At 50.4% G+C, this 25,169-nt stretch carries 20 protein-coding genes; 5 read left to right on the top strand and 15 right to left on the bottom strand.

The features are described from left to right. Positions 1-285: 285 nt before the first annotated feature. The 13 genes from AC0QHF_RS22760 to AC0QHF_RS22700 form a co-directional block, all read right to left on the bottom strand. Positions 286-780: a nucleotide exchange factor GrpE gene (locus AC0QHF_RS22760; RefSeq protein WP_324706544.1), complete on the bottom strand. Its 495-nt coding sequence runs from the start codon at positions 778-780 to the stop codon at positions 286-288. Positions 781-783: 3 nt separating this feature from the next. Further along, positions 784-1,164, bottom strand: a complete 381-nt coding sequence (locus AC0QHF_RS22755) for a J domain-containing protein (RefSeq protein ID WP_324706543.1) — start codon at positions 1,162-1,164, stop codon at positions 784-786. Positions 1,165-1,167: 3 nt separating this feature from the next. After that, positions 1,168-3,924: a tetratricopeptide repeat protein gene (locus tag AC0QHF_RS22750; protein WP_324706542.1), complete on the bottom strand. Its 2,757-nt coding sequence runs from the start codon at positions 3,922-3,924 to the stop codon at positions 1,168-1,170. Further along, positions 3,921-4,442 carry a LysM peptidoglycan-binding domain-containing protein gene (locus tag AC0QHF_RS22745; protein WP_324706541.1) on the bottom strand — a complete coding sequence of 174 codons (522 nt, stop codon included), beginning with the start codon at positions 4,440-4,442 and terminating at the stop codon, positions 3,921-3,923. The genes AC0QHF_RS22750 and AC0QHF_RS22745 overlap by 4 nt, the downstream gene beginning before the upstream one ends. Continuing rightward, positions 4,439-6,652: an Hsp70 family protein gene (locus tag AC0QHF_RS22740; RefSeq protein ID WP_324706540.1), complete on the bottom strand. Its 2,214-nt coding sequence runs from the start codon at positions 6,650-6,652 to the stop codon at positions 4,439-4,441. Before AC0QHF_RS22740 ends, AC0QHF_RS22745 begins: the two co-directional genes overlap by 4 nt. Before the next feature lie 122 nt (positions 6,653-6,774). Further along, positions 6,775-7,488 (bottom strand): hypothetical protein, encoded by a 714-nt coding sequence (locus AC0QHF_RS22735; RefSeq protein WP_324706539.1) that lies wholly within the window; start codon positions 7,486-7,488, stop codon positions 6,775-6,777. A gap of 745 nt (positions 7,489-8,233) precedes the next feature. After that, a complete protein-coding gene (locus tag AC0QHF_RS22730; protein ID WP_324706538.1) occupies positions 8,234-8,773 on the bottom strand; it encodes a hypothetical protein in 540 nt (179 codons plus the stop codon). A gap of 284 nt (positions 8,774-9,057) precedes the next feature. Further along, positions 9,058-9,225 carry a hypothetical protein gene (locus AC0QHF_RS22725; RefSeq protein ID WP_324706537.1) on the bottom strand — a complete coding sequence of 56 codons (168 nt, stop codon included), beginning with the start codon at positions 9,223-9,225 and terminating at the stop codon, positions 9,058-9,060. Positions 9,226-9,298: 73 nt separating this feature from the next. Then, a complete protein-coding gene (locus AC0QHF_RS22720; RefSeq protein WP_324706536.1) occupies positions 9,299-10,033 on the bottom strand; it encodes a DUF928 domain-containing protein in 735 nt (244 codons plus the stop codon). 28 nt (positions 10,034-10,061) lie between these two features. After that, on the bottom strand, positions 10,062-10,220 hold the full coding sequence (locus AC0QHF_RS22715; RefSeq protein WP_324706535.1) for a hypothetical protein: 159 nt from the start codon (positions 10,218-10,220) through the stop codon (positions 10,062-10,064). Positions 10,221-10,282: 62 nt separating this feature from the next. Continuing rightward, positions 10,283-12,580 (bottom strand): CHASE2 domain-containing protein, encoded by a 2,298-nt coding sequence (locus AC0QHF_RS22710; RefSeq protein ID WP_324706534.1) that lies wholly within the window; start codon positions 12,578-12,580, stop codon positions 10,283-10,285. 83 nt (positions 12,581-12,663) lie between these two features. Further along, on the bottom strand, positions 12,664-13,611 hold the full coding sequence (locus AC0QHF_RS22705) for a DUF1822 family protein (RefSeq protein ID WP_324706533.1): 948 nt from the start codon (positions 13,609-13,611) through the stop codon (positions 12,664-12,666). A 62-nt stretch (positions 13,612-13,673) separates the two neighbouring features. Next, positions 13,674-14,300, bottom strand: a complete 627-nt coding sequence (locus AC0QHF_RS22700) for a sigma-70 family RNA polymerase sigma factor (protein ID WP_324706532.1) — start codon at positions 14,298-14,300, stop codon at positions 13,674-13,676. Positions 14,301-14,457: 157 nt separating this feature from the next. Here AC0QHF_RS22700 and AC0QHF_RS22695 point away from each other — a divergent pair, with 157 nt between their 5' ends. Further along, a complete protein-coding gene (locus AC0QHF_RS22695; protein ID WP_324706531.1) occupies positions 14,458-16,872 on the top strand; it encodes a CHAT domain-containing protein in 2,415 nt (804 codons plus the stop codon). Positions 16,873-16,984: 112 nt separating this feature from the next. Here AC0QHF_RS22695 and AC0QHF_RS22690 read toward each other — a convergent pair whose 3' ends face one another. After that, positions 16,985-17,716, bottom strand: coding sequence for a M15 family metallopeptidase (locus tag AC0QHF_RS22690; RefSeq protein ID WP_324706530.1), 732 nt, complete (start codon positions 17,714-17,716; stop codon positions 16,985-16,987). Positions 17,717-17,976: 260 nt separating this feature from the next. After that, complete coding sequence (locus AC0QHF_RS22685) at positions 17,977-19,413, bottom strand: sodium/glutamate symporter (RefSeq protein ID WP_324706529.1); 1,437 nt, start codon at positions 19,411-19,413, stop codon at positions 17,977-17,979. 258 nt (positions 19,414-19,671) lie between these two features. Between AC0QHF_RS22685 and AC0QHF_RS22680 the strand changes: the two genes are divergently transcribed. The 4 genes from AC0QHF_RS22680 (at position 19,672) to AC0QHF_RS22665 (ending at position 25,065) form a co-directional block, all read left to right on the top strand. Next, positions 19,672-20,451, top strand: coding sequence for a histidine phosphatase family protein (locus AC0QHF_RS22680; RefSeq protein ID WP_324706528.1), 780 nt, complete (start codon positions 19,672-19,674; stop codon positions 20,449-20,451). 605 nt (positions 20,452-21,056) lie between these two features. Beyond that, entirely contained in the window at positions 21,057-22,340 is a 1,284-nt protein-coding gene (gene ahcY, locus AC0QHF_RS22675) for an adenosylhomocysteinase (protein ID WP_324706527.1), read from the top strand. A 210-nt stretch (positions 22,341-22,550) separates the two neighbouring features. Beyond that, on the top strand, positions 22,551-23,159 hold the full coding sequence (locus AC0QHF_RS22670; RefSeq protein ID WP_324706526.1) for an exopolysaccharide biosynthesis protein: 609 nt from the start codon (positions 22,551-22,553) through the stop codon (positions 23,157-23,159). Positions 23,160-23,505: 346 nt separating this feature from the next. Further along, positions 23,506-25,065, top strand: coding sequence for an alanine/glycine:cation symporter family protein (locus AC0QHF_RS22665; RefSeq protein ID WP_324706525.1), 1,560 nt, complete (start codon positions 23,506-23,508; stop codon positions 25,063-25,065). Positions 25,066-25,169: the final 104 nt, after the last annotated feature.

The raw sequence follows: 25,169 nt of genomic DNA, 5'->3' as shown, positions 1-25,169 counted from the left end.
GCGGGCAACCAGAGACGGTTGCCCCCACACAGACCCAACTACAATTGGGCGGGCAACCAGAGACGGTTGCCCCCACAGACTCCCTATTCCCTACTCCCTTCAGAGACGGTTGCTCCCACACAGACCCAACTACAATTGGGCGGGCAACCAGAGACGGTTGCCCCCACACAGACACAACTACAACTGGGCGGGCAACCAGAGACGGTTGCCCCCACAGACTCCCTACTCCCTACTCCCTTTCTACAGAGCGCGATGTCCTAACCGTTCTGTCCGTTGCGATATTAGTCAGGTTTCGGGATTGTCGGATTTGGAGACGATCACTTCGACGGGACGCAGGAGGCGATCGCTGTGTCGGAATCCCCGGCGCACGATTTGGGTGACGGTTTCATTTTCCAGGTCGGGGCGAATTTCGCGATCAACGATTTTACAGACCTCGAAATCGGGTTTTTCTTCCCCAAATTCGATGGGATGAACTTCCCGCCGTTCCAAACTGTTGAGCAATTTTTTCTGGATGCTGCCGATCAATTTGGGAAAGCGGGCGATCGCTTTTTCGTCTGGTTCGGGGTTATTTCGCAGGTATTCGATTAAAAAGTCGAGGGAATCGACGACTTCTAACAATTCCAAAAATAACGCCTCAAACCGAGCATTTTCCTCCTGTTCTTTTCCGGCTAATGATTGTTGCAGGGACATTTTTTCTTTTAATATTGTGCCGATTTTAGCTTTGATTTCATCGCGTACATCGGCTGATATTTGCAGATTTTTGGGGGGTAAATTATCCATATTTTAAATCTCAAGTTGACAATTTGAAAAGATTTTTTTCCCTAATTTTTTGTCGGCATCGCCGGATTGATTTTCCGCCGCGATCGCTCCCCGGAGGTCGTCGAATTCCGGAATCATCTCCACCACCGGCATCGGCCGTTCGAGTTCCGAGAAATCTTGCCGTTTGAACCGTTGAATTGGGGGCAAAACGGGATGCAAATAATCGGCGATCAACCGCTCTTTTTCGTTCATCAACGCTTTTCTCGCCCGGGCGATGATATCGGGGGGGTATTTTTTGCGCTTCATGGCGATCGCGAAGGCTTTGGTAATTTCCCCTTTGGATGCCGAAGGAGAAACGTCCAAAACCTGATAGGGGTTGGGATTGGGAAGTTGATTATTTGACATAATTTAATACATTCCAAACTCGCGATAAACGGAAGTTAAAGCCGGATTGTCCGGACTGATTTGGTAAGCCCAATGGATAAATTGTAAGAGCAAATGTGGGGGAACATTTTCACGTTTTGAAGCCTCGATAATCGAGATGACCAAATGTTCGGCGACATATTGTCTGAGCAGATCGTCGGAACAGTATCTGGCTCGATTGACCGCTTCTTCAAAGCGATCGTTTTTCATCAGATCGTTGATTTCCTTGCTCTGTCGGCCGATCTCGTACATTTCTCGGGCGTTCGGATCGTCCGGCACGAGTTCGTAAGTCCAACGTGCAAAATTGTAAATATCCTCAAATCCCAATTTGTGCTCTTTAAATCCGGCGACAAAAATTTCCGCGAAAACTTGAGCAGTTTTTGTTTTTATCTCTCGATTCTGAGATTGTTTGGCTTTTTCAAACAGTCGCTCGAACTGATTGTTTTTCAACAGTTTTTCGAGCTCTTCGGCTTCTATTTGATACTCGATCGCCGCGATGACTTGAACTAATCGGGGATTGTTGCTGTCCACTGTTTGAAGTTCTCGAAGCCGAGACAGACCTTGATGATAACTGATGCGATCGCCCTCCAAATCTTCGACAATTTTTTGAATTCGAGATTCCACCCAATAGCTTCGGGAGGCTTCGGTTCCCAATAATTGATACCAAAAGTCGCCGAAAGTCAACTGTTCTTCTGAGTTTGCCAACGCCTGAAGCTGGGACTGACACAACCGATCCAGTTCTCGATGCCATTCCGGGTGCGATCGCAATTCGGTTTTGATGGCATTTAAAGGATCGACGGACTTTCTCCACTGTTGCTTTTGCAGGTGGTGACATCCTTCGGAGTAGGCGACAAATTTTTGGGCAAAATATTCGTTTTTTTGATAGGAATTAAATTGATAATTACGAGACGGTTTGAGGTAAATAGCTCGTTCCACATCCCCGTCAAACGCCGCCGCCACTGCCAACCCCCAGGAGGTATAAAGGGCGGGCAAAATATTGGCTTCTGTGGATGTCGAATTTGAGGCTTGAGAAACTCTGACATTGGGAAAGTGATGGTTGTGGCGGTGGTAGCATCCCGGCAATAAAATCATATCATTAATTTTGGCAGCTCGATGGGGCGATTTTTTGATAAATTTGAGGGCGATCGCATCCAGACGAAATCGATCTCGCAGTTTCATATACTCAGCCAAGTTCTCGTCTTTTAAGCTATCGATCGCCGTTTCCAAGTTCCCAAAAAAGTGGTCGAAAACTTCGTGAAAATCGATGGAACTTTGGGGCAACCAGGGGATATTTTTCAGAGCCGGATCGCGCTTTAAATTCGCCAGGGCAGTCGTGGCGGCGACGATCCAATCCGGCCGGGTTTCGGGGGCGATTTGAGCTTGATAATAGGTGGCGATCGCCCAGTTGTGCAAGGATTTTGCATCTCCGTTTTGGAGCCAAGATTGTTCGGTCGCTCGGGCGATTTGATGCCAATCTTGCGACTCCCAAATGGTCGCTTCTAGGCGAGGTTGAATGTGGTTGTTTAGATTCCCTTCTACCAGGGGATCTGAGCCGTAAGTTTGTAAAAATTGGGCGCTGGTGGCGCGGGCGCGATCGAGATTATTGTCATCGACAAACTGCTCAATTTGCCGCAGGGATTTTAGGCAGACAAGTCTCATCAATTGGCGGACAACTTTTAATTGACTGTCGATTTGAGGATGGGAGAGCGATCGCCACTCCCGTTCCGCCTGTTTTAACTCGCCCAGTCCGAGGTGGGCGAAACCCCGCAGGTAACTGATTTGTTCTCCGGAATGTCCCTGCAAATGCGCGATCGCCTGTTGCCAGTTTTGGGTTTTTATCGAAAGAATTGCCAAGCGAATTTTTGATTCCGTAAACTCGGGGAGGAGTTGAATCGATCGCTTGTAGCAGGATTCGGCTTCGGGAAAATTTTGCGACTGTTCGGCCGACAGTCCCCGCCGATAGCAGTTTTTTCCTTGGATCACCCGATTCAGTTCTGCCACCAATTTTTGACCGTCTTGGCGGGGGAACTTTTTCAGGGCTGAATTGACGACATTGAGGGCGGAATTAAATTCGCCTTTGGTCGCCAAATCGAAGGCTTGCTGTAATTTTGTTTCATATTGATTTTGTCCCTGAATTTGTCCCGAACAGTTGGCGATCGCATCTCGGATGAGTGGAATGTCGAATAATGTTTTTGCCCGGTCGAAACTCAGTTTCGCTTTTTTATACTGTTTTTGCTGGGCATATTTTTGACCTTCCCCGAATAACGTCCGAAATTGATTGTATTTAGTGATTTTGTGTTCGCAGCGGGCGATCGCCTGGTTGACGACGGCGACATCAATAATTTCTTGGCATTGTCGATAAATTGACAATGCCTTTGATAACGTCGTCGCATCCATCGGATCGCCGGGGTCTGATTTTTCCAACGCCTGACCGGAAGCGACCATTTTTTGCACGGATTTGATCTGTCTCTTCCAAAAATTGACCCGCGATCGCAGGTCGGTCAACAGATCCTTCAGGAACAACTGTCGCAGTTTTTCTTCAACAAATGGCGGGGAACTCGACCATTTATAAAGGGTCAAATTTCCGATTTTTGCCGCCCGCATCAGATGCTTTTTTCCAGCCATCTTTTTGGCGGTTTTGATATCTTTTTTGGTGGCACTCACTTTTTTGAAAAAGTCGATAATTGCCACCTGAAAAACCATCCGCGTCAGGGAATTTATCCAATTGGCGATCGCGTTCATGGGCAGTATTCCGGTAAATTTTTGACGAAAATGATTTCGCCAACTTCGATTTTATTTTCTCGACCTTTGAGATTTGGATTGGCGGCGACGATTTCCGGCCACCGCTGCCAGTCACCGTAGAATTTTCGGGCGATTTTGGAGAGGGAATCTCCCTTTTGAATTGAATAATAAAACCCGTCGCATAATTGCCGATTTTTTTGGGATTTATTAAAAAATGGAATAAAGGGAGAAGAACGGGCAATTTTTACGGTTTCAATGGGGGCAGATTTTTTGGCAAATTGAGTCTCAAACGATGCCCCGATCGCCACCCCCAACAGCAGCATAATGATGGCGATCGCCACAATTAGCTGGGACGTATTTTTCCGCCAGTTGGGTTGGGGAATGGGGGCGGGTTGTACCGCCACTTCTGGGAGTTCCTGAAGTTGTCGGATCGGGGTGAGATCGGTTTCGCAATTGGGGCAAATATTGCCTTCAATATTGGGGCGATCGCACACCGGACAGGTTATTTTTAAAGTCATCGTGTCAATCCCGTCGCGATGGTTCCTGCCGGCAATTCCCGATCTAAATAGGGAATAATTTCCGCCTGTAGTTCTCGGAGGAGGGCATCCGCTTCGGCTGGGTTTCCTTGGCGTAATGCGTTCAACATTTGAGTGAATTTAACTTGCAGACCTCCCGCGTGGCTGGGATTAATATGGTGAATTTTGGCGATCTCCTCCGGAATAACGACGATCAGTTGGACGATATCGGGGAGGTTATCAAATTCTTGTTTGCCATCTTCTATTAATTTTTGCAAGCCGGCAATATTCTTGCTATCGAGGGCTTGTTGCAGTTGAGAAACTAAATTCCGCAACCGATATTTTTGGTCTTCATGAAGCAGGCGATCGCAAACTTTAAGTGCCAATTCAAACCGGGTGATAAAAATCTTGGCGATCTCAAACTCGTCGGATGCAAATTCTTGCAATTCCTTGAGTTTATTTTGAGCGTGGTTGAGGCGATCGCCCTGGACTTTGCCACCCCGATAAATTTGGTTTGACGCCCGCACTACTTCTCCGGCGATTTCGTTGGCTCGCTGCACGCCAATTTCCGTCAAATTGGAAGCATCGTTGAGTTGTTTAATTCGTTCCTCAACCTGGCGAGAAATGTCCTCATTAACTCCCCCGCGAGAGAAGGAACAACTGACTTTAACTTGGGGATTATTTTTGAGGGCGGCGGTCATATTGAGGGAGTTATTTTCTTCGTCGAGTTCCACCGTCACCAGAATTTCTGTGCCTTTCGGATAGGGGCGATCGAGGGATAACCACATCTCGCCGATCCGCTCATCTTGCCGGGTGCGATCGAGGTTTTGACGGACGCGATCGGGGCTGAAAAATTTGAAGTGAATCAGCCGCTGTCCGTCGGCTTCCGTTTTAAAGGTGTGGAATTTTTGCACCGGAAGAACGTCCCCCTGTTCGATGATGACAAATCGGGGTTCGTCCACCAATTCGATGCAATAGTCGCGGGAAACGGTGGTGACTTTTTCGGTGAGTCCCGCCGCCACGATCGCCGCTCCTTCCGCCACCGCATACATGGGGCGATCGTGAATCACCACCTGATGTTGGGGGAATGCTTGGCGGATTTTTTGCTGGACGAGGGGAACCTGTGCGGAGCCGCCGACGAGGAGAATGGCATCGATTTGATCGAGGGGATAATCGGAATATTTGATCGCATCCTGGGCGATTTGTACGGAGCGATCGATTAGCGGTTCGATCTGTTGTTCAAACTGTTGGCGGGTGATGGAAACTTGAATGGGAATTGCCATTCCAAACTCATCAATTAAAGGTGTGGCGGTAATAATTTCGGCGGCAGATTGGGTGCTGAGTTGAATTTTTGCCCGTTCCGCCTGTAGTTTCAATTCCGCCAGCAGCCGCACTCGCTGATAATGCGGCATTTTTTGAATCAAGCGATCGACATTATCAAGGTTTTCGATTCGGGCGATTTCCCCTTTGACAAATTCGACGATGCAGTTATCAAAATCGTCTCCACCCAACCACAAATCCCCCGCTTTTGCGGACTCAATAAATTGATTGCCGACGGAAGTAATAATCGAACAGTCTAAAGTCCCGCCTCCGAAGTCATAAACTAAGATGGTGCTCACCTCGTCGGAGTCGGGACGGTAGCCGTAGGAAATGGCGGCGGCGGTGGGTTCTGGCAGCAGTTCCCGCAGGTTCAATCCGGCTTTTTGGGCGGCGATTCCGGTGGCGTATCGCTGCTTGTCATTGAAATAGGCGGGGACGGTGATCACGGCTTGGGTGATGCGGCTGGTTTGCCCCGATCGCTCCTGGTAGGCTTGGGCATTTCCGACCACTTTTTTGAGGATTTCGGCGGAAATTTCTTCGGGTTGATATTCCCGGCTGTTTAACCAAACGGAGAGGCTATTTTCGGTGCCCTGGCTGGATTGGGTAATTTTATAATTGAACCGAGATAATTGTTGTTGTACGACGGGATCGTTGAATCCCCTGCCGATCAATCGCTTGATGGAAATAATCACATTTTCGGTGTCTCCATCTCCGAGTTGGCGGTAGGCTTGTTCGCCGACAATTAACCCGTTGCGATCGCCCGCCACCACCGATCGCGTCAGTTTTCGTTCCGGTGGGGAATTGTCCGCCGCCGTCACCACATTCACCTCGGCTAACTTGAAAGCCGCGACGGAGTTGGTGGTTCCCAAATCAATTCCAACGATATTTCCCATGATGAATTAGACCCTCGATAATCACAGTTTAATTGTTCGGTAAAATTTTGGCAAGTGTCGGCGATATCGATTTAATAAATGTTCACAATTGTAACCCGATATACGGTCTGACATACGGGCAGTTACCCCGTCTGTAAATCCGGGATATTACGGAGTAAGTAACTGTTGGCACAGAGCAGTTTTTTAGCGATCGCCTGTTGTTTGATAAAGTTGGCGTCGAACGCCTGCGAACTGCCGCCGAGTCCCAACTGATACATGACTTCTTTCGCCGCAGTCGAGCGATTGTCGAATCCCATCGAGTCCGCTTTGAGGGCAGACACGGTGTCCCCCTTCTCAAGGTTTAACGCCTGCTGCCAATAGGTGAGAGAAGCTTGAATTTGCAATGACGCAGTTAAAGCGGTTGCCAATTTTAAAGTCGCCCAGTAGTGACTGGAATCGAGTTTGATGGTTTTCAGATAACACTCGCAACTGATGACTAAGGACTCGCGGGAATTTTTGATAATGTTGACGGCTTGCTGTTTTGCCATTTCCATTCCGACTCCCTCGATGGAGATACCCAAACTGCTAATAAAATTGCGATCGTAGTTGCCGGAAAAAATGCCGTCTCCCCAAAATGAATTGTAGCTGCGATCGTACATTTCTCCGGCTTGGAAGAAGAGGGCGGGATCTCGGGATTGTTCCGCTTGTTGATAGAGTTTGTAACCCTCCGGATGCAAGGTTTGCATTTTGGCGATCGCCGAGTTATTTTGACTTCTCGGTTGCGGCGGCTTCGGCGGTTTCGGTGGCTTCGGCGGTTTCGGAGGTTTCGGGACGGGTGGAGTCGGGGATGATGCCATATCAATTAGATTAGAAAAGTTAGAAAATTTTTCCGAATATGATTGAGTATTGGTGGCATTTTTTACAGTATTTTTAGACGAAGAATAAGGAGTAAATGAAGAATTCAAGAACGATTGAGGGTCGAGTTGATAAATGGCAATGGGTGCAAACCATATTATTCTCAAGTTTACATAAAATAAATGCAATAAAAAACGCAAAAATGAATTAACCAATAATGCTATTATTATCGCAGCGATAAAATTATCGAATCCCATCGTCAAACTTCCCAAAACGGCGAAAATGCTTCCCCAAAATGTCATCCAAAATATGAGCCAGGAATAGCAATAAAACGAAAAATAAGTCCCAATTGACAAATAAGTTCCAATTGATAAATAAGCAGTTAGTTTAGCTTTTTGTTTTATCAAATCAGCTATTCTAAAATACTTGTTCGGATCGGTATCGGAACCGGGAACGGGCCGATCGCACCACAGGATTTGTAAATACCAAAAAATAAAGTCGCGAATCAGTCTAACTTTAATCTGTGTACCGTCGTTTAAATCAAAATATTGTCCGTCTTTGATGGCTTGAGTATTTTCAAATTTGCCGAGTTCCCGTCCATCCAAATAAATGGCAAAATTTTTCGGTTCTTTTTCCCACCACTTTTTATCCCAAGAAACGACCAATCTTTCCGGACTCCCTGGTTGCAGTGAATATTTTGCTCTAGCCATGAGTAAAACCCTGGAATTAAATAATTTACTTTTTTGACTATTGAATGGATTGACAGTTGGGCAAACTGTTCAACATGAAACGGGATGGATACACATAAAATCCGCTCAAATCTAGCCTCGCATTGTGGTAAAGCATCCAAGGCGTGTAATTGAGCTGACCCCGATCCGTCGAGGCGACGTTTAAAATCGTCTGGCCTCTCAGTTGCAAGTAACCGTTATCCTGCCAATATAAAAAGCTGTTGCGTCGTTCCGTTTCGCTGATTTGCATGGGTTGAGAATAGCGACCGAGTACCAACGTCGCCGCTTCTCCAAACACCGTATTGTTTCTCACCAAACCGGTGACGCAAATCAATTCCTCGGTTGCCGTTCGATAGAAAACTCCCCGGATTTGGTCGCCAATTTTTGTGAATTGATAACAGGACTGACCCCGGGGAAGTAAATTGTTGGTTGGGGGCGAATTTTCACAGAGGAGATATTCGCCGTTGGGCAAACTTTCCACCGTCCTTTGGGCGATCGCGGGGAATGCGATCGCGGAAAATATCAGACCCAAAATCGTGGCGTTGCGAATCGTTTTCATCTCGTTCTGACCTCGCAAAAGTAGCTCTTCATCCCCCCCTACTCCCCCTTTGGCAAGGGAGAATGAAACGGCTCTGCTTGGTCAGGGGAGAGGATTTTTTTTGGCGTTAAAATAGCAGTAAAAAGCTAAACTGCTATATTGAGTCCACTTGAGTGGACTTGAGCTATGAGCCTTGAAATTCATTTCAAGGCGGGTTCTTCAGCGACGAGCCTCGAAATTCATTTCAAGGCGGGTTAAAGCAATGAAAATCGTTCTCACACCACGAACTCGAAATGGAGTCAAAATCAGTCGGAGTCGGGTTCGTTACCCTCCCACATTTCCCGCTCCGCATCCCGTTCCAAAGCCGTTTCGGACGCGACCTGATCTCGCCAATCGTCGTAATTCTCCTGAAAGTCACTGTCGGCATCGGAGGTGTCGAAATCGTCGTCGCCAGATCCGGTACTGTCAACCATGAGTGAGTTCTCCTTGTATTGTCAATCTAAATGAGTAATTGTACAGATCAAATGATGAAAACTTTACATTTCTTCACCTCCCAGCCGATCGCAGCGGTTCTTCAGCGAGATGTCCCAAACCGACGGAATCGAGCAATTCCCGCCACTCTGCCAATGTTTCTGGGTTTTGGGGCTGCATTTGTCGCATTTTCGCCAATTCGGTCAGGGTTTCGTACCATAACCCGGCTTTTGCGTATAACTCCGCTCGCTCTGAAGGCGTATTTACGGCTTCTAATTGGCGACTCAATTCATCATCTATCGCCACCCGCTCGATCGCACCTTCGACATAATCATCCTCGGCGCGAATCCGGGGATTGCAAATATAAGAAAACTGCCAACGATAGGTTTTTCCAACTTCCAAAGGTTCTGCGCCATCGGGTAAAGAGATGCTGATAATTCCCGGAATTTCTGCGGGCGTTATTTTTTGATTGAATATTTCATTTTCCGCCTCATCTAACAGCACCAATTCCACCTCTCTGGGCGGTTCGGAACTGTAGGGGACGTAAAATAAAAAGGTGGGGCGTTCGGCTGCGGTCAATCCAAAATTTGTCTCGGGAATTAACGCGGTCAACGGTTGGGGAACTTCGGGGCAACCTGTACGACTGGAGGACCCCTGTCGGTTGCCATCGGTGCCGCGATCGGGGGGATCGAATTCCGTGGCAACTGCGGCTGGCAATTTCGGAAATGGAGCATTTGCGATCGCGTAAAAGTCGGCAATGTAAACGGAAACAAAACTGATGCCAAATAGCAAAAGTTTTAACTTTGACATTGGCTTCATTTAAACCCTGATATGTAACTCAATCTTCGATCAGTCGCGGGTCGGGAATTCCGTAGATTTCATCCGCCGCTTCGATCGCATTTTCGTAAGCCTCGCCGGGAGGATAGGGATAATCCTCTTCCCAGTCGTCCTCAAAATCCCCGGAGATCTCGTCGCGATCGCTGTTGGAGTAGACCATTGCTCACCTCGGCTCGAATGTCCTATGGACTTATCGGCAAATTTCGCAACTTTTACGCAATCTTAACATTTCTTTACAAAGTGGGCGGCAAGGGGAGACGCCAGCCACCCCAAAGCCGCCGGAATCACGGGAACCCAGGTTCCCCCGACCAGCAGCAGCCAAGCGGTTCCGTAAAGCACTCCGACCCCCGCCCCGAGACTGGGTAAGAGTACCCGGCGACTGCGAATCTGCCACCCCAAACCCGCACCCGCCGCGGACCACAAACCGATCCAGAGGCCCTCTTGCCAGGGCGACCACAGGTTTAATAGGGGGCGATCGTCCAAAACAGCGGCTAGAATTTGACTGATTTTATGGGCGTGAATGGTGACTCCCGGCATTTTTTGAAATGTGGTGCCTCGATAACTGTAGGGAGTGGCTACGGTGTCACCTCGGGCGCTGGTCGCCGTCACCCCCAATAAAACAATTTTATCCTCGACCCATTTGGGGTTAATTTTTCCCTCTAAAATATCCGTCAGCGTCACGGTTTTAGCGACCGGATCGGCGACGCGATAATTCAAGAGAAGTTGAAAAGCTTTGCCTTCAAAAGCCGGATAAGCCCCCCATCGGTTTAAGGCGTAAAGGAAGCGATCGCCCAGCTTTATGGTATTTTGGTCAATCTCTTTTGGTGCGATTCCTTCGGCTTGTAAATACAACAATGCCAACCGCGTATTCAATGCAAATTCCGTCGGACAGCCCGGATGTTCGTCCATAAATAAAGTATGGCGGCGCAGCACCCCGTCCGGATCGATGCTGATATCATTGAATCCGACTCGGGAATTGGGAACACCTGGAGGAGAGTTTATGCCTTCATTTCGACTGTCTTGGGCTTTGCAAATGACGATCAAATTGGACTGATTTTGCATCTGATTTCGGAGGGTTTCGGTTCCGGGTGGGGCGGGCAGATCTCGATAAAGATTTAATCCGATCGCCCTCGGTTTGTAGGCGTTCAATTTTTGCAAAACTTCCGTCAATTTGCGATCGCTGATCGGCCAATCCCCCAGGGCTTGAATGTCGGGTTCGGTGACGGTGACGATCAGCAGGCGGGGATCGGGGAATTCCACGGGGCGCGATCGCATCATCGCATCGAAGGTTGTGAGTTCCCAAGTTTGCAACAATCCCAACTGTCTGACAATTAAAATAAACAGGGTCAATAAAATTGCAAAAAGCAGAGAGAATATGAGAGAATTAGAAGAGAATAAATTTTGGGTTTGATGAGAGACGGCGGGCGATCGCTTTTGGGGCCACTGTATGGGGACGACGGCGGGATTTTGGCACAGGGCCGGCAGCCAACTGGCACAGGGAAACCGTTCTTCGAGGGCGTAGAGTCGCTCTCGGGCTTCCCGGACGGATAAATAAAAGGAATCACCGCGAGAAAAGGCAACTAGAAAATGCTTTAAAAATAGATGGGCGATGGAGTCGGGGACGGGTTCCCGCATGACGATCGCCTGGGGGATATCCAGTTGCAACAGTTGATGGGCCAATCCCAAACCGTCGCAGGAGTTAAAGATGGCGAGTTTCAGGCCGCGATCGACGGATTTTTTCAACGCTGGGGTGAGGCTTTCCAAGGTGACTTTTTCGGTGGAATTGATGGCGATCGCCCCGTGTTCTTTGCGTTCGTCGCTGTGGCTGTGTCCGGCGAAAAATAGGATGTCCCAGCCCCGGTTATCCCAGAGTTTATCGTCGATTTCTTGGTGGGTGGGTTCGGGTAAAAAGACGAGTTCGACATCGGGCAGATTTTCCAGCAATTGGCGATCGGTGTCGAGATCGATGCCCGAACAGTTGCCCAAAATTGCCAAAATTCGCAGGGGCGATCGCGGGGGTTTGGAAAGCGATCGCCGGCTGTATTCGACTTGGCTGAATGCCAATTCCGCCCGGGGATAATCTTGGAACCACTGCCACAGATGCCAGGGCAGGTTTCGCAGTTCCAAATTATCGGTTTCTAAAATAATTTGAATTTCATCTGAGGGCTGAAATGAGCTCCGGAGTTTGCCGTCAATTTTGCGAAATTCGGGGGCATCCAACCATTCGTTAAATGAGCTGCGATACTGCTTGCATAAATCGTTAAAATCGACGGTCGAAACGTTGGTGATATCCCCGGTTTCGAGTTTGATGCGGGGATGCCAGGCCCAAGTTTGGGACAAGTCCTGATAGATTAATTGCCACCGTTTCGCGATCGCCACCAAATCTCTCGCCGGGGGCAAACTGCCGGTAAATTTGACCGGGCGGGGATGTTCGGAATCCCACGCCATCGCCGTCACGGCGGGAAATCCTTCCCGCAAAGAACCCGGCCCTAAATTGAGCAATACGATCCAATGGGTCATCGGGGGGCGATTCGGTAGTAGAACAGGCATCCTGCCTGTTAGATTTTACAGAACAGGCAAGATGCCTGTTCTACAATAATACATCAAATTTGAAACTGTTTGGTGACGGTCACATCTCCCAGGACAATTTGAATGGTAAATTGTTCTCCGACGGTGCCGGTAAAGCGGCTGAGTTGAATCCAATTGTCTTGGAGTCGGGATTCGACTTGCTGCAAAACTTCCCCGGATTCGGAAATTAAAATTAAGTGGACGTTGGGCGGCAAATAGTTTTGTCCTTCCGGGGGGTGGAGTCGCACCCGGACTTTGACATCTCGGTCATTTTCGGCAATAATTGAAACGAACAAAACCAACTGTTGATGATTGAGTTGCATCCCCAAATCGATCAGTTGGACGCGCTGCGTCACCCCCGCTTCTTCGGCAAAACTCCTCAAGTTGTAGGCGATTTCTGGACTGCCGTAAAGGGCCTCGACGGTTTGCCATCCCGACTCGACAATATCGGCCAGCCAGCGAGTCAATTTTATCGTTGCGGAGGGGCGGGTTTGTTCCTGCCGCAATTGGGCTAGGTGATCGAGCAAATTTTCCAACGGTTGCAGGCGTTCGATGGGTACGTCTTGGCGATCAACTTCGGGGATAAATCCGAGAATTTCGGCTGTCTGCAACGAGTCGTAAATTTTGACGGCGACGTAGCCGATGCGATCGCACCAAACCTCCGGTGGCACGGTAAAAGTTACCTGATTTTCTCGCACCGGGCGGCATTCCAAACGCCCCAAACCGGGCAGGGGCAAATCGGCGACATCCGACCCCAATTGAAGGACGGGATTCCGGCTGTCGGCGAGGCTCATTTCCGTGGGAATTTCCATCCACTGCAAATAGCGATCAACCGTCCAAATTGCCAGGGTGTTAAAATAGACTTTTTCCCGCAGGTTTCGATGCGGCATTTTCAGGGCGAATTCCCGGGCGCGATCGCGGGCAGTTTGTGGAATCAATAGGGGCAAAGATTGGCGATCGTAACGTTCGATGTTATTAACCATAATTCATCAACCATTTATATAATTCTGTCCTCAATCCCGGGGCGAGTCGTCCCGGACTGTTTCTATAGATATCCCTCCATTTCGGCAAATTTACGCAAACGCGGCAGGCAATTTCGGTGGTAGAATGAACTCAGGGTCGTCAACGGCAAACCGACCTCCGCCGCGATCGCTTCCCAGCTTGTCTCTGGGGGCAGGCGCCGCAAAATCAAAAACTGACAATTCACGTCCGGGCGCCCGCGAATGTGAGTCCGCCGCAGTTCCCCCGTCGGGTCCGTTTCCGCCCACTCTCGCGTCTTTTCCAGCATGGGACGGATGTCGGGGGGGGCGGGAATCATCTCCAGAATGTCGAGGAGTTCGTCACCCACCCGAATCTCCCGGGAAACAAAGTGCTTTTTCTGCTTCTGCTGTCGTCCTCGTGCTTCCTGCAATCGCCGTTTCAGGTAATAGTTCAGCCAGGTGGTGACGCTGCTGCGATCGGGATCGTAAACCGTACAGAGATTCTGACAGAAATACAGCGCCATTTGTTGCCAAGCGTCCTCATAATCCAGACCCGATTCTTTCCACAATTTCCCCGATCGCGCGATGAGGCGAAAAATTTGGGTCAACCCCTTTTGGCGACCGACACTTTTGGGGGGATGCTGGCAGGTTTCTCGAATTAAGTTTAACAGATCTCGTTGCTGAAAATCCATAACATTTGTTAAAAACTGTCTGTCCGATCTGAAGTCCCGAAAACTTGACTCATTTTACCATCAAAACAAAAGATACTATTGTATAATAGTACAAAAATTAACTCGATATCAAGCGAAATCAGTCATTTTTTGAGTCGATTGAGTGTCAGGATCAATCATGATTTTTGTCAAAATCAGCCGTCGCATCGCGATCGCCCTGCTTTTATTTCCCGCCTCCCTATTTTCCGCCCTCGCCGCCCGGGGACAGTCGCCCCCCGACCCCATCGCCGAAGCCGCCAAACTCTATAATATCGCCTCCGGACAAATCGATCGCGGGGAATTTCGTCCGGCCCTGGCCACCCTCGAACGGGCGTTAAAAATCGTGCGATCGCGGGGAAATCGCGGCTTTGAAGGGGACATGATCAACGACATCGGCATCATTTATCGCAACCTCGGCGAGTACGATCGCGCCCTGGAATTTGCTGAACAAGCCCTGAAAATTTATCAAGAAATTGGCGATCGCTCCTCCGTCGCCCAAAGTTACAATAACTTGGCGTCCGTCTATGAATCTTTGAGTCAGTATCCCGAAGCCCTGTCTCATTTTCAACGGGCTCTCGCCACCGTTCGGGAACTCGGAGAAGCGGAAAGCGAAGCCTTCATTCAAAATAACCTGGGCGCGGTTTATCGCTCCTTGGGAAGGCCCAGAAAGGCCCTGGAACATTTTGAAGCCTCTTTGGGAATATTCCGCGAGTTAAACTTGTCATATTATGCGGGAATTTTGTTGAACAACATCGGTTCCGCCTACGTTTCCTTGAAAGAGTACGAATCGGCAAAAATTGCCTTCGAGAAATCTCTGGAAATTGCCAGAGAAGAACAGGACACTTTGGGAATCGCCCAAACCTCCGTCAATTTGGGCGGGGTTTACGAAAGGTTGTCGGACTATCAAAAAGCCCTCAAACTCTACGAAAGCGGATTGGCGATCGCGACAGAAATCGGCGAGTCTTCCCTCGTCGGGCAAGCCCTCAACAATATCGGGTCAATTTACCGTCTCCAAAATCAACCCGATCGCGCGATCGCGTTCTATCAAAGAGCATTAAATGTCCGTCAAACCATCGGCGATCGCGCCGGGGAATCGATTACATTAAATAACCTGGGGTCGATTCAATTTGAGCTAAAACAGCTAGAAAAAGCACAAAAAAATCTCTATTCATCCATCGAAATTTTGGAATCCTTGCGCCCCGGATTAAGTGATTATAATAAAATTTCCCTGTTTGATAAGATGGCAAATACCTACGGCATCTTGCAGCAAGTTCTGGTCGCCCAAAATCAGATAAAAACCGCCCTGGAAATCTCAGAAAGAGGACGAGCGAGGGCTTTAATTGAATTGCTATCTCGCTCAAAAAATCAGACAGAACTTGATAAAATTACTGTCGATTTACCAAATTTTGAAACTATCAAAATGGTGGCTATTCGCCAAAAATCCACCCTGGTCGAATATTCGATCGCGATCGATAATTTTGGGCAAAATTCGGAACTGTTAATTTGGGTGGTTGATCGCGAGGGCGCGATCGCCTTTCGTTCGGTGAATTTGACGGAGTGGGGAAAAGGACAAGAAGATTTAATTCCATTTTTGACAACAGAAATTATCGAATCCTCTCCGATCGCCGAATTGGTGCGGGGATTTCGCGCCCCCATCGAGTCCGGGACTTCGGCTGTTGAATCCCGAAAAATCAGCGATCGCAAATTGGGACAACTTCACCAACTCCTGATCGAACCCATCGCCGATTTACTCCCTACAGATCCGGAATCAAAAGTTATCTTTATTCCCCACAAAGAGTTGCTTTTAGTCCCCTTTGCAGCATTAATTGATAGCGATAATCAATATTTGCTAGAAAAACACGCGATCGCCACCAGTCCCGCCATTCAACTGCTACAACTCGCCCCAAACCGACAAAACCGTCGCTCCCCCAAAAGGGAGATTTTGGCAGTCGGAAATCCCGCCATGCCAGAAATCACTATTGTACCCGGCGAACAACCCGAACCCCTCCGCGATCTTCCCGCCTCAGAACAGGAAGCGATCGCGATCGCCCAAATGTTCGATACCCAAGCCTTCACCGGAAGAAACGCCACGGAAACCGCGATCGTTCCCAAACTTCCCGAAGCCCGAATGATCCACTTCGCCACCCACGGATTACTAGAAGACTTCAGCGGTTCTGGACTCCCGGGTGCGATCGCTTTATCCCCCTCCGAAACCGACGACGGACTCCTCACCGCCGACGAAATTCTCCGGTTAAATCTCAACGCCGAATTGGTGGTTTTGAGTGCCTGCAACACCGGAGTCGGAACCGTCACCGGCGATGGAATTGTCGGGTTATCCCGTTCCCTGATGGCAGCCGGCGTTCCCAGTTTAATTGTCTCCTTGTGGGCGGTAGAAGATGTTTCAACCTCGGAATTAATGCAGGAATTTTATCGGCAATTGCGACAACATATAGATACAACAAAAGCTCTCAGAAATGCGATGTTGACGGTTCAAGAAAATTACCCTGATCCGAAAAGTTGGGCTGGATTTATTTTAGTTGGAAATCCTGGGTAGGTTTTTGTGGTTTTTTGTAGATTGGGTTGAACGATAGCAGTCTATTAATTCAACCACCTTCTCTCTGTGTCCTCTGTGCCTCTGTGGTTAATAATAGTTTTTGTAGGTTTTGTTAGTATCGCCCATAACGGGCGATCGCGCCCCGAACATTCCGGCCGTTTTGCAGCCAAGCCCACATCTGATCGCCGTGGGAAAAATGCCACCATTCCTTGGGGTGCTGATGAAATCCGGCGGCGGTCATTACCCGTTTTAAAAGTTGGCGATTGTGATGATATTGTACCTCGATTTTATCCGCGCTGTCAACAAAATAATCGGGATGCGATCGCGGCGAAATTTCGTCGATGGGAGAACCCATATTCAACGCAGATCCCGCCAAATCAAATAGGGTGATATCCACCGCCGCCCCGGTACTGTGGGGGGGAGGAGTCGCCGGATCGGGGCTGGGAACCGCCCAAAATTGATACACCTCCCGCCACAATTCGTTTCGGCGTTCTTCCGATAAATTTTCTACCGTCAATCCGGCCGATCGCAGCCGTTCGGAAAAGGCATAATCCACCATGAATTGTTGCACTTCGATGGGGCGATAGGCATCGAAAACGAGGATTTTTAAATTCGGGTGTTGACTTTGCAAATATTGGTTAGCTTGGATCAGGCGATCGCGCACATCTCGCCTGACGTGGTAGGGAGAATCCGCCGCCGATTGGTCGTAGGGTGCGCCCAATTTTTGATAGGGGTGGGGCGATTCCAAAATAAACTGTTCTGGGGGGATGGGGACGAGGGGTTCGCCACAATCCCGGATCGGAATCTGTTGATAGGGTTTTTGATAAGATTTTGCGGCAGTCATGGTTTGAATGGGTCCCCTCAAGATGGCGGAGAAATCTCTATTTTAACCGGAGTTGCGATCGCGCGGCAATTTTTACTGTCAGTTATCAAAAAATAGCGATTTTCGATCTGATCAGATACGGGAGATCCCCCTAAATCCCCCTTTTGAAGGGGGACTTTAAATTTTTCGGCTTCCCTCACAAGTTTTAGAAACGCTCTAAAAAAAGGACAACCTCGGAAAAGGTTGACCCCAAATGTGAACCCAAAATTTTGATAAATCTTCTAGGTGGTTGACTCAGTTCTGGCAGTCATTTGCCGGAAGTTTAGAAAACCAAAAATGAGCCAAAACGCCAGGAGTCCCGCCGTCAAAAGTAAGACGGAAACCGGCCCGAATTGAACCACCAGCGCCGGTGCCGCAGCCGTGAATAATCCGCCACCGACGATGGGTTCAAAAAAGAGTTGTTTGTAGGCAAAACTCTCGAAAGCGCCCGTTTTGTTTTCCGGATCGACCATGCGGATCAGCAAAATTCCGGTTGCCGTCACACCCATCGACTGCCCCATGTCGCCGATGCCACGCTCGAACCAATGGACGGGAATCATGCGCGGAGCCAAGTAAAGAAAGGCCCAAATATTCCAAGCAATTCCGGCAACTGACAGGATGATAAACACGCCCATATTTGCGCCCAAAATCATCAGATTTATGGAAGCCAAAGCCGTGACCACCACCACGTCCAAAGCCACGCCGGAAATCCGCTGTTGCAGGGGACGAATGATCAGCAAATCGAGTCCCAAACGTTTCATCATCAACTGCACGATTAAACCCCCCACCAACGCCATCGGAAACAGGGGGACGGCGGCGGCGAGTTCCAATCCCAACTGACCCCAGGTGAACACTTCGATGAATTTCAACACTTGTAAAATTATCCAACCGATCGCGATCGCTAACCCCACAAATCCGAAGTTTAGGGAGAGGGGATCGACGAGCAGATTGTTCATCAATCTCGCCCTTTGGGTGCGAATTTCTCGTTCTTCTGTTCCCTCGGTTTCTTGAAAAAACGCATCTCCCGGCAAGTGAGTTTCGGTTTGTTGAATGTAGCCCTTTTGTCGCCCCCAATTGGCTAAAGCGGTTCCGGCGATGACGCCGGAAACGATGCCGACGGTGGCGAGTCCCAGGGCTAAATCCGGTCCTTCTGGGAAGTTGAGATTTTCAAACACTTCCGCCATTCCAGCGGCGGTTCCGTGTCCCCCCTCGAAGGCAATTTCGATCAGACAGCCGGCGATGGGATCGACTCCAAAAACGGGGGTTAATATCAACAATGTCAGCAGCAATCCGATGACATATTGTCCCCACGCCAAGGTTTGGCCGAAGGCGACTTGGGGGGCAGTTTTGCGCCAGATATCTCGCGGGTGGGGGATGGTTTCTCCCAAAAACAGGGCGGCAAAAACGATGTTGATAAAGACGCCGGGAGACTGGGCCCAAACCGTTCTCATCGTTTCGGGAAATAGGCCGTTTTCCGCCAGATATTCGTTAATTCCGATCGCCCCCGCGATCGCCCCCAACACCCCAGGGCCGAGCAACAGTGCGATCGCTCCCGCGATAATCGATTCGGGGAGATAGAGCCGTTGAAAAATGGGAACTTTCTGCTTCACATACCGACTCAGCAGAATTAATAAACCTACCATGATGTAGGCAAATAGGACGTTGACCAGTTTAAACATCGGTTCGCTTCCTAATAATACGCAAGACAATTTCTGCCGAATTTCTGCCTTTGACTTGCGTCAAAATTCGGCTCAATGATGATTCAGATGTTTCCTTATATACCGAATCTAGGACAAAAAGTGTATGAATTGTTACGATGTTTTCTGGGAGGCGTAATTTTCCTGACAATTATCTCACGCCACTATTTAGAATTGCAAAGGTGGGCGAAATATCATCCTCCCGGGGGCTGAAATTTTCCCGAGATTAAAATCAGAAAAGTGACAGTGGGGGCGATCGCGATCGTACAATCAAAACTCGACCGCCATGATGATCGCAAACGCTACCCCATGAATCGAACCATTTGGATCGCCCGACACGCCGAACGCCAGGACTATGCGGACTCGAACTGGTATCGCAACAGCGATCGCCCCTTCGACCCGCCCCTCTCCCCCCGGGGAGTTCGCCAAGCCAAAGCCCTGGCCGAACGCCTCCGAAAAGAGGAAATTCACCACATTTTTGCCTCGCCCTTTTTGCGGACTGTCGAAACCGCCCATGCCGTCGCCGAAGCCCTGGATTTACCCGTCAAACTCGAACCGGGACTCGGAGAATTTTTGAACCGCTATTCCTTTCCCGCCTTACCTCAAACTCTGTCGCGATCGCAACTCCAAGAGCGGTTTTCGCGGGTCGATCTCGACTACGAGTCCCCCCAATCTTTGCAATATCCAGAAACCTGGAAACAAGCCAGCGGACGCATGGAAACCGCCATCCGACGCCTGAGCGAACAGTTTTCGGGCCACCTCCTACTCGTCGGTCACGCCGCCTCGGTTCAGGGGTTGACCGAAGGTTTAATTCCCGGAAAACCGAAACTTAATCGCGCTTTAGCCGGTCTGGTTAAACTGGTCGGAAACGGCGGGGAATGGACGTTAGAATTGAGCGGAGATACCGCCCACTTAGACCGCCTCGGGGAAGTCTCCCGCTTCGAGCTACCGACCACATTGACCCGCTATTACCGATATTACCGATACGTTTATTTACCAGCGTCAAATCGGGGAAAATAATCGACCGCCTGAAAACAGAAACCGGGGGGGAAATCTCTAAATTCCCATCGCAACCAACAGAAGAATCGTGATTAAAATCGGGATGAGATTTTCCAGCGGAGAATTGTCTCCCGATGGTTTTTGGGTCGGGGGTTTTTTTGGCGGTTTGGAGAAATCCCGCCTGAATTCGCAGTTGAGACACTCGAACAGATCTTCCCGTCGCTTGATCACCGTGCGTTTCCCACATTTGGGACACTCAATTCCGTCGTTCATCCCTTTGCCTCGCCGTCAGACCGTTCTGGGGTGGCGGAGTTGACCGCCCTCCCCGGCAATGGGTCAAAGCCATGATGGGTTAGACCCCTCATTAGCTTGGCGCAGAATCTCAAAATTGTCGAGGAGTTGGGGCGGAAAGTGGGGAGAAGGGTGCGGATTCCGGGCGATCGCGACCCGGGCCTGTTGCATTGCGATCGGTCCGAGGTGTTACAATCGTGGAGGCTTATTTTTAAATGAGTTGGGTGCGACTGGATTCGCCAGTCATCCGCCGTCCCCGTCACGCTCAATGGTGAGGGACGAGCAACGAGTGAAACTGGAAGTTTAAAAAAGAAATCTCTCAAGGAAACGACTACATGAGTTCAACAACCGTCCAAGCGAAGCACGACATTAAAGACCCCTCTCTAGCTCCCCAAGGGAAACAGCGCATCGAGTGGGCGGGCCGGGAAATGCCCGTTCTGCGCCAAATTCAAGAGCGCTTCGCGAAAGAAAAGCCGCTGGCCGGCATTCGTTTGGTCGCCTGCTGTCACGTCACCACAGAAACGGCACACCTGGCGATCGCCCTGAAAGCGGGTGGGGCCGACGCCCTGCTGATCGCCAGCAACCCCCTCTCCACCCAAGATGACGTCGCCGCCAGCTTGGTCGTCGATCACGGCATCCCCGTGTTCGCCATGAAGGGAGAAGACACCCAAACCTACCTCCGCCACGTCGAAACCGCCCTCGACCACCACCCCAACATCATCATCGACGACGGCAGCGACGTGACCGCCACCCTGGTGAAAAACCGCCAGGATCAGCTCCCCGAAATCATCGGCACCACCGAAGAAACCACCACCGGCATCGTCCGCCTGCGGGCCATGTTGAAGGACGGGAAACTCACCTTCCCCGCCATGAACGTCAACGACGCCGACACCAAGCACTTCTTCGATAACCGCTACGGCACCGGGCAGTCCACCCTCGACGGCATCATCCGCGCCACCAACGTCCTGCTGGCCGGTAAAAGCGTCACCGTCGTCGGTTACGGCTGGTGCGGCAAAGGCGCGGCCCTCCGCGCCCGGGGCATGGGTGCGAACGTCATCGTCACCGAAATCGATCCCATCCGGGCGATCGAAGCCGTGATGGACGGTTTCCGGGTCATGCCGATGGAACAAGCCGCCCCCATCACCGACCTGTTTATCACCGTGACGGGCAACAAGCACGTCATCCGGGGCGAACATTTCGACGTCATGAAAGACGGGGCGATGGTCTGCAACTCCGGCCACTTCGACATCGAGATCGACCTGAAAGCGTTGGCGGAACGGGCGACGGAAATCAAGGACGTCCGCAACTTCACCCAGCAGTACAAACTCAAGAACGGCAAATCCGTCGTGGTGTTGGGCGAAGGCCGTCTGATCAACCTGGCCGCGGCCGAAGGCCACCCCAGCGCGGTGATGGACATGAGCTTCGCCAACCAGGCTTTGGCCTGCGAATATCTGGTCAAGAATAAGGGCCAACTCGAACCCGGACTGCACAGCATTCCGACGGATGTGGATAAGGAAATTGCCGCCCTGAAACTGAAGGCGATGGGCATCAATATCGATACCCTGACTCCAGAACAGATCGAGTACACCAATTCCTGGATGGTGGGAACCGACGCCTAAAATTTGGAGTGAAATGGGTGAGGAGTTTCGCTCTCGAAACTCCTCCCGTCGATCGCCATTTTTAGACCGTTAATTTTGGGTTGGGGGTCAAGTATTTGATCCCCCAACCCGTCGTCATATTTCCGAGTTTAATTTCTGGTGCGGGTGCATCCGCGATCGCGGCAAATTGCCATCGATTCAATCCTTTTCTATTGATGATTTCTGTGGCCCGTGGCAAAACTTTCTGTCGAACTGCATCGCTATTTTTTTTCTGAGGAGCGATCGCCCCAGGTGACTCTGGGGGATGTGGTCGAACTGGCCGGAGAACGGATCTTCGGGTTTCTGTTCGTGTTGCTGGCGTTACCCTCCGCCCTCCCCGTCCCCGCTCCCGGCTATTCGATTCCCTTCGGAATTCTATTATTTTTGTTGGCTATTCAGTTGATTGTCGGTTCAAAAACGCCCTGGTTTCCCCAAAAGTGGCTGGACCACCCGATCGCCATAGAAAAAGTGCGGGGATTTCTCAAAGGCGGGATTCCTTGGCTGCAAAAAATCGAGATGGTTTCCCGTCCCCGCCTGACTTATATCTGTGTCAATCCGGTGGGGAGAATTATCATCGGTTGTGCGATCGCATTAATGTCCATTTCCATGATGATTCCCATCCCCGGAACCAACACCCTGCCCGCGATCGGTATTTTCATCACCGGCTTCGGGCTCCTCGACGACGACGGCGCCATCAGCCTCGGCGGGTTGGTCGTCTGCCTGATGGGGGCCACCCTTTCCGGTTTAATTTTGATTTTCGGTTACGAGGCGGTGAAGGCGGCAATTAACTTCTTCCGGTGAGCGATTTTCGCGATCAATGCGGGATCGAAGCGGGGAATTAAAATCAATTGGAATCCGGAAATTTTTGTATGTATGGATTTCCGATTATTGAATTTTAAAAAACAGTTTTTATAAATACTGTTTGATCGGACATAATATCAATTTCCAAGGGCGCAAGCCTTGCGCCCCTACCCGGAAAAATCCTCTCGCATAGGATCGGGAAATTTATGCGGATAAATAACCGGATATTTAAGAGGGAAAAAAGATATCAAATACTTTCAAAACTGAACGGTCGAGTTTTGCTCCGAACAGTTTTCGGTCATCTGCCCCTATACTTTAGGGATAAATTGAACAGATGAGTTGATTTATGAGGACGATCGCAAAACGGGTTTGGCTCTACACCCTGCTCTTCCTATCCATTCCCACCATGACATTGGCGCAGGACGAGAGCCGCAGCAACAGTCTCTTTCAAGCCATCAACGAAGGCTTTACCTGGTTTGTTGACAATATCATTTTCGGAATTTTGTTCTGGGATGCCGGGACGGGATACCTCTTTAAAACGCTGTTCGGCGTGGAAATCGGCATTCCCCTCATCGTCCTATGGCTGATTGTGGGGGGCGTTTTCTTCACGTTCCGCATGGGATTCATCAACGTGCGGGCCTTCAAACACTCCCTGGACGTGGTGCGGGGTAAATACGACGACTCCGAAGACGAAGGGGAAGTCTCCCACTTCCAGGCCTTAGCCACAGCCCTCTCCGCCACGGTGGGATTGGGCAATATCGCCGGGGTGGCGATCGCGGTCAGTCTCGGCGGGCCGGGGGCGGTATTTTGGATGACCGTCGGCGGCTTTTTCGGGATGAGCAGCAAATTCGTCGAATGCACCCTCGGGCAGAAATACCGGGTCGTCAAACCCGACGGCACCATCTCCGGGGGGCCGATGCGCTACCTGTCCGAGGGGTTGCGGCGGCTCAAATACGGCGCGTTCGGGCGGGTGTTGGCGATCGCATTTTCGATCTTCTGCATCATGGGGGCCCTGGGGGGCGCGAATATGTTCCAGGCCAACCAGTCCTACGGCGCCGTGTCCCGGGTGTTCCCCTTCGTCCCCAGTTGGCTCTACGGCCTGATTTTGGCGACCCTGGTGGGGTTGGTGATCGTCGGCGGCGTCCGCCGCATCGGCCAGGTGGCGGGCACCATCGTCCCCCTGATGTGCGCGTTGTACGTCGTCGCCTCCCTGTTTATTTTGCTGACCAATTTCACCGAAATTCCCGGCGCCTTCGGGGTGATTATTTCCCAAGCCTTCCGGCCCGAAGCGATCGAAGGGGGAATTCTCGGGGTTTTAATTCAAGGGTTCCGGCGATCGGCCTTTTCCAACGAGGCGGGACTGGGTTCGGCCGCGATCGCCCACTCTGCGGCCCGCACCGACGAACCCATCCGGGAAGGCATCGTCGCCCTCCTCGAACCCTTTATTGATACTATTGTTGTCTGCAACATGACCGCTTTAGTGATTGTAATTACCGGCGCCTACAACAACCCGGCTTACGAAGAATTGCGGAACACCGGCGCCGGGGCGGAACTGACGGCGGCGGCTTTCGGAACCTCGATTTCCTGGTTTCCGATCATTTTGGCGATCGCGGTGTTTTTCTTCGCCTTTTCGACGATGATCTCCTGGAGTTACTACGGCGAACGCTGCTGGGATTACCTCACCGGGGGGCGCGGTACGATTATCTTTAAAATCATTTTCCTGCTGGCGGCGTTTTTGGGCGCGATCGTCGCCCCCGGCCCGGTGATCGGCTTCAGCGACGGCATGATTTTGGGGATGGCATTTCCTAACCTGCTGGGGATGTATTTCCTGTGTCCCCAAGTCGCCCGAGAACTCAAGGACTACATGAGGCGCTTAAAATCCGGCGAAATGGAGGTTTTTCAATAATTGATTTTCCCCCAATTTTGACCAAAAAGCGATCGCCCCCAAACCCCCAATTCTGGGGGCTTAACAGTTTCGGCCCGAGCGATCGCCCCCAAACCCCCAATTCT

The sequence above is a fragment of the Lyngbya sp. CCY1209 genome (assembly GCF_055795065.1).
This window is presented reverse-complemented; position numbering and strand designations above follow the sequence as displayed.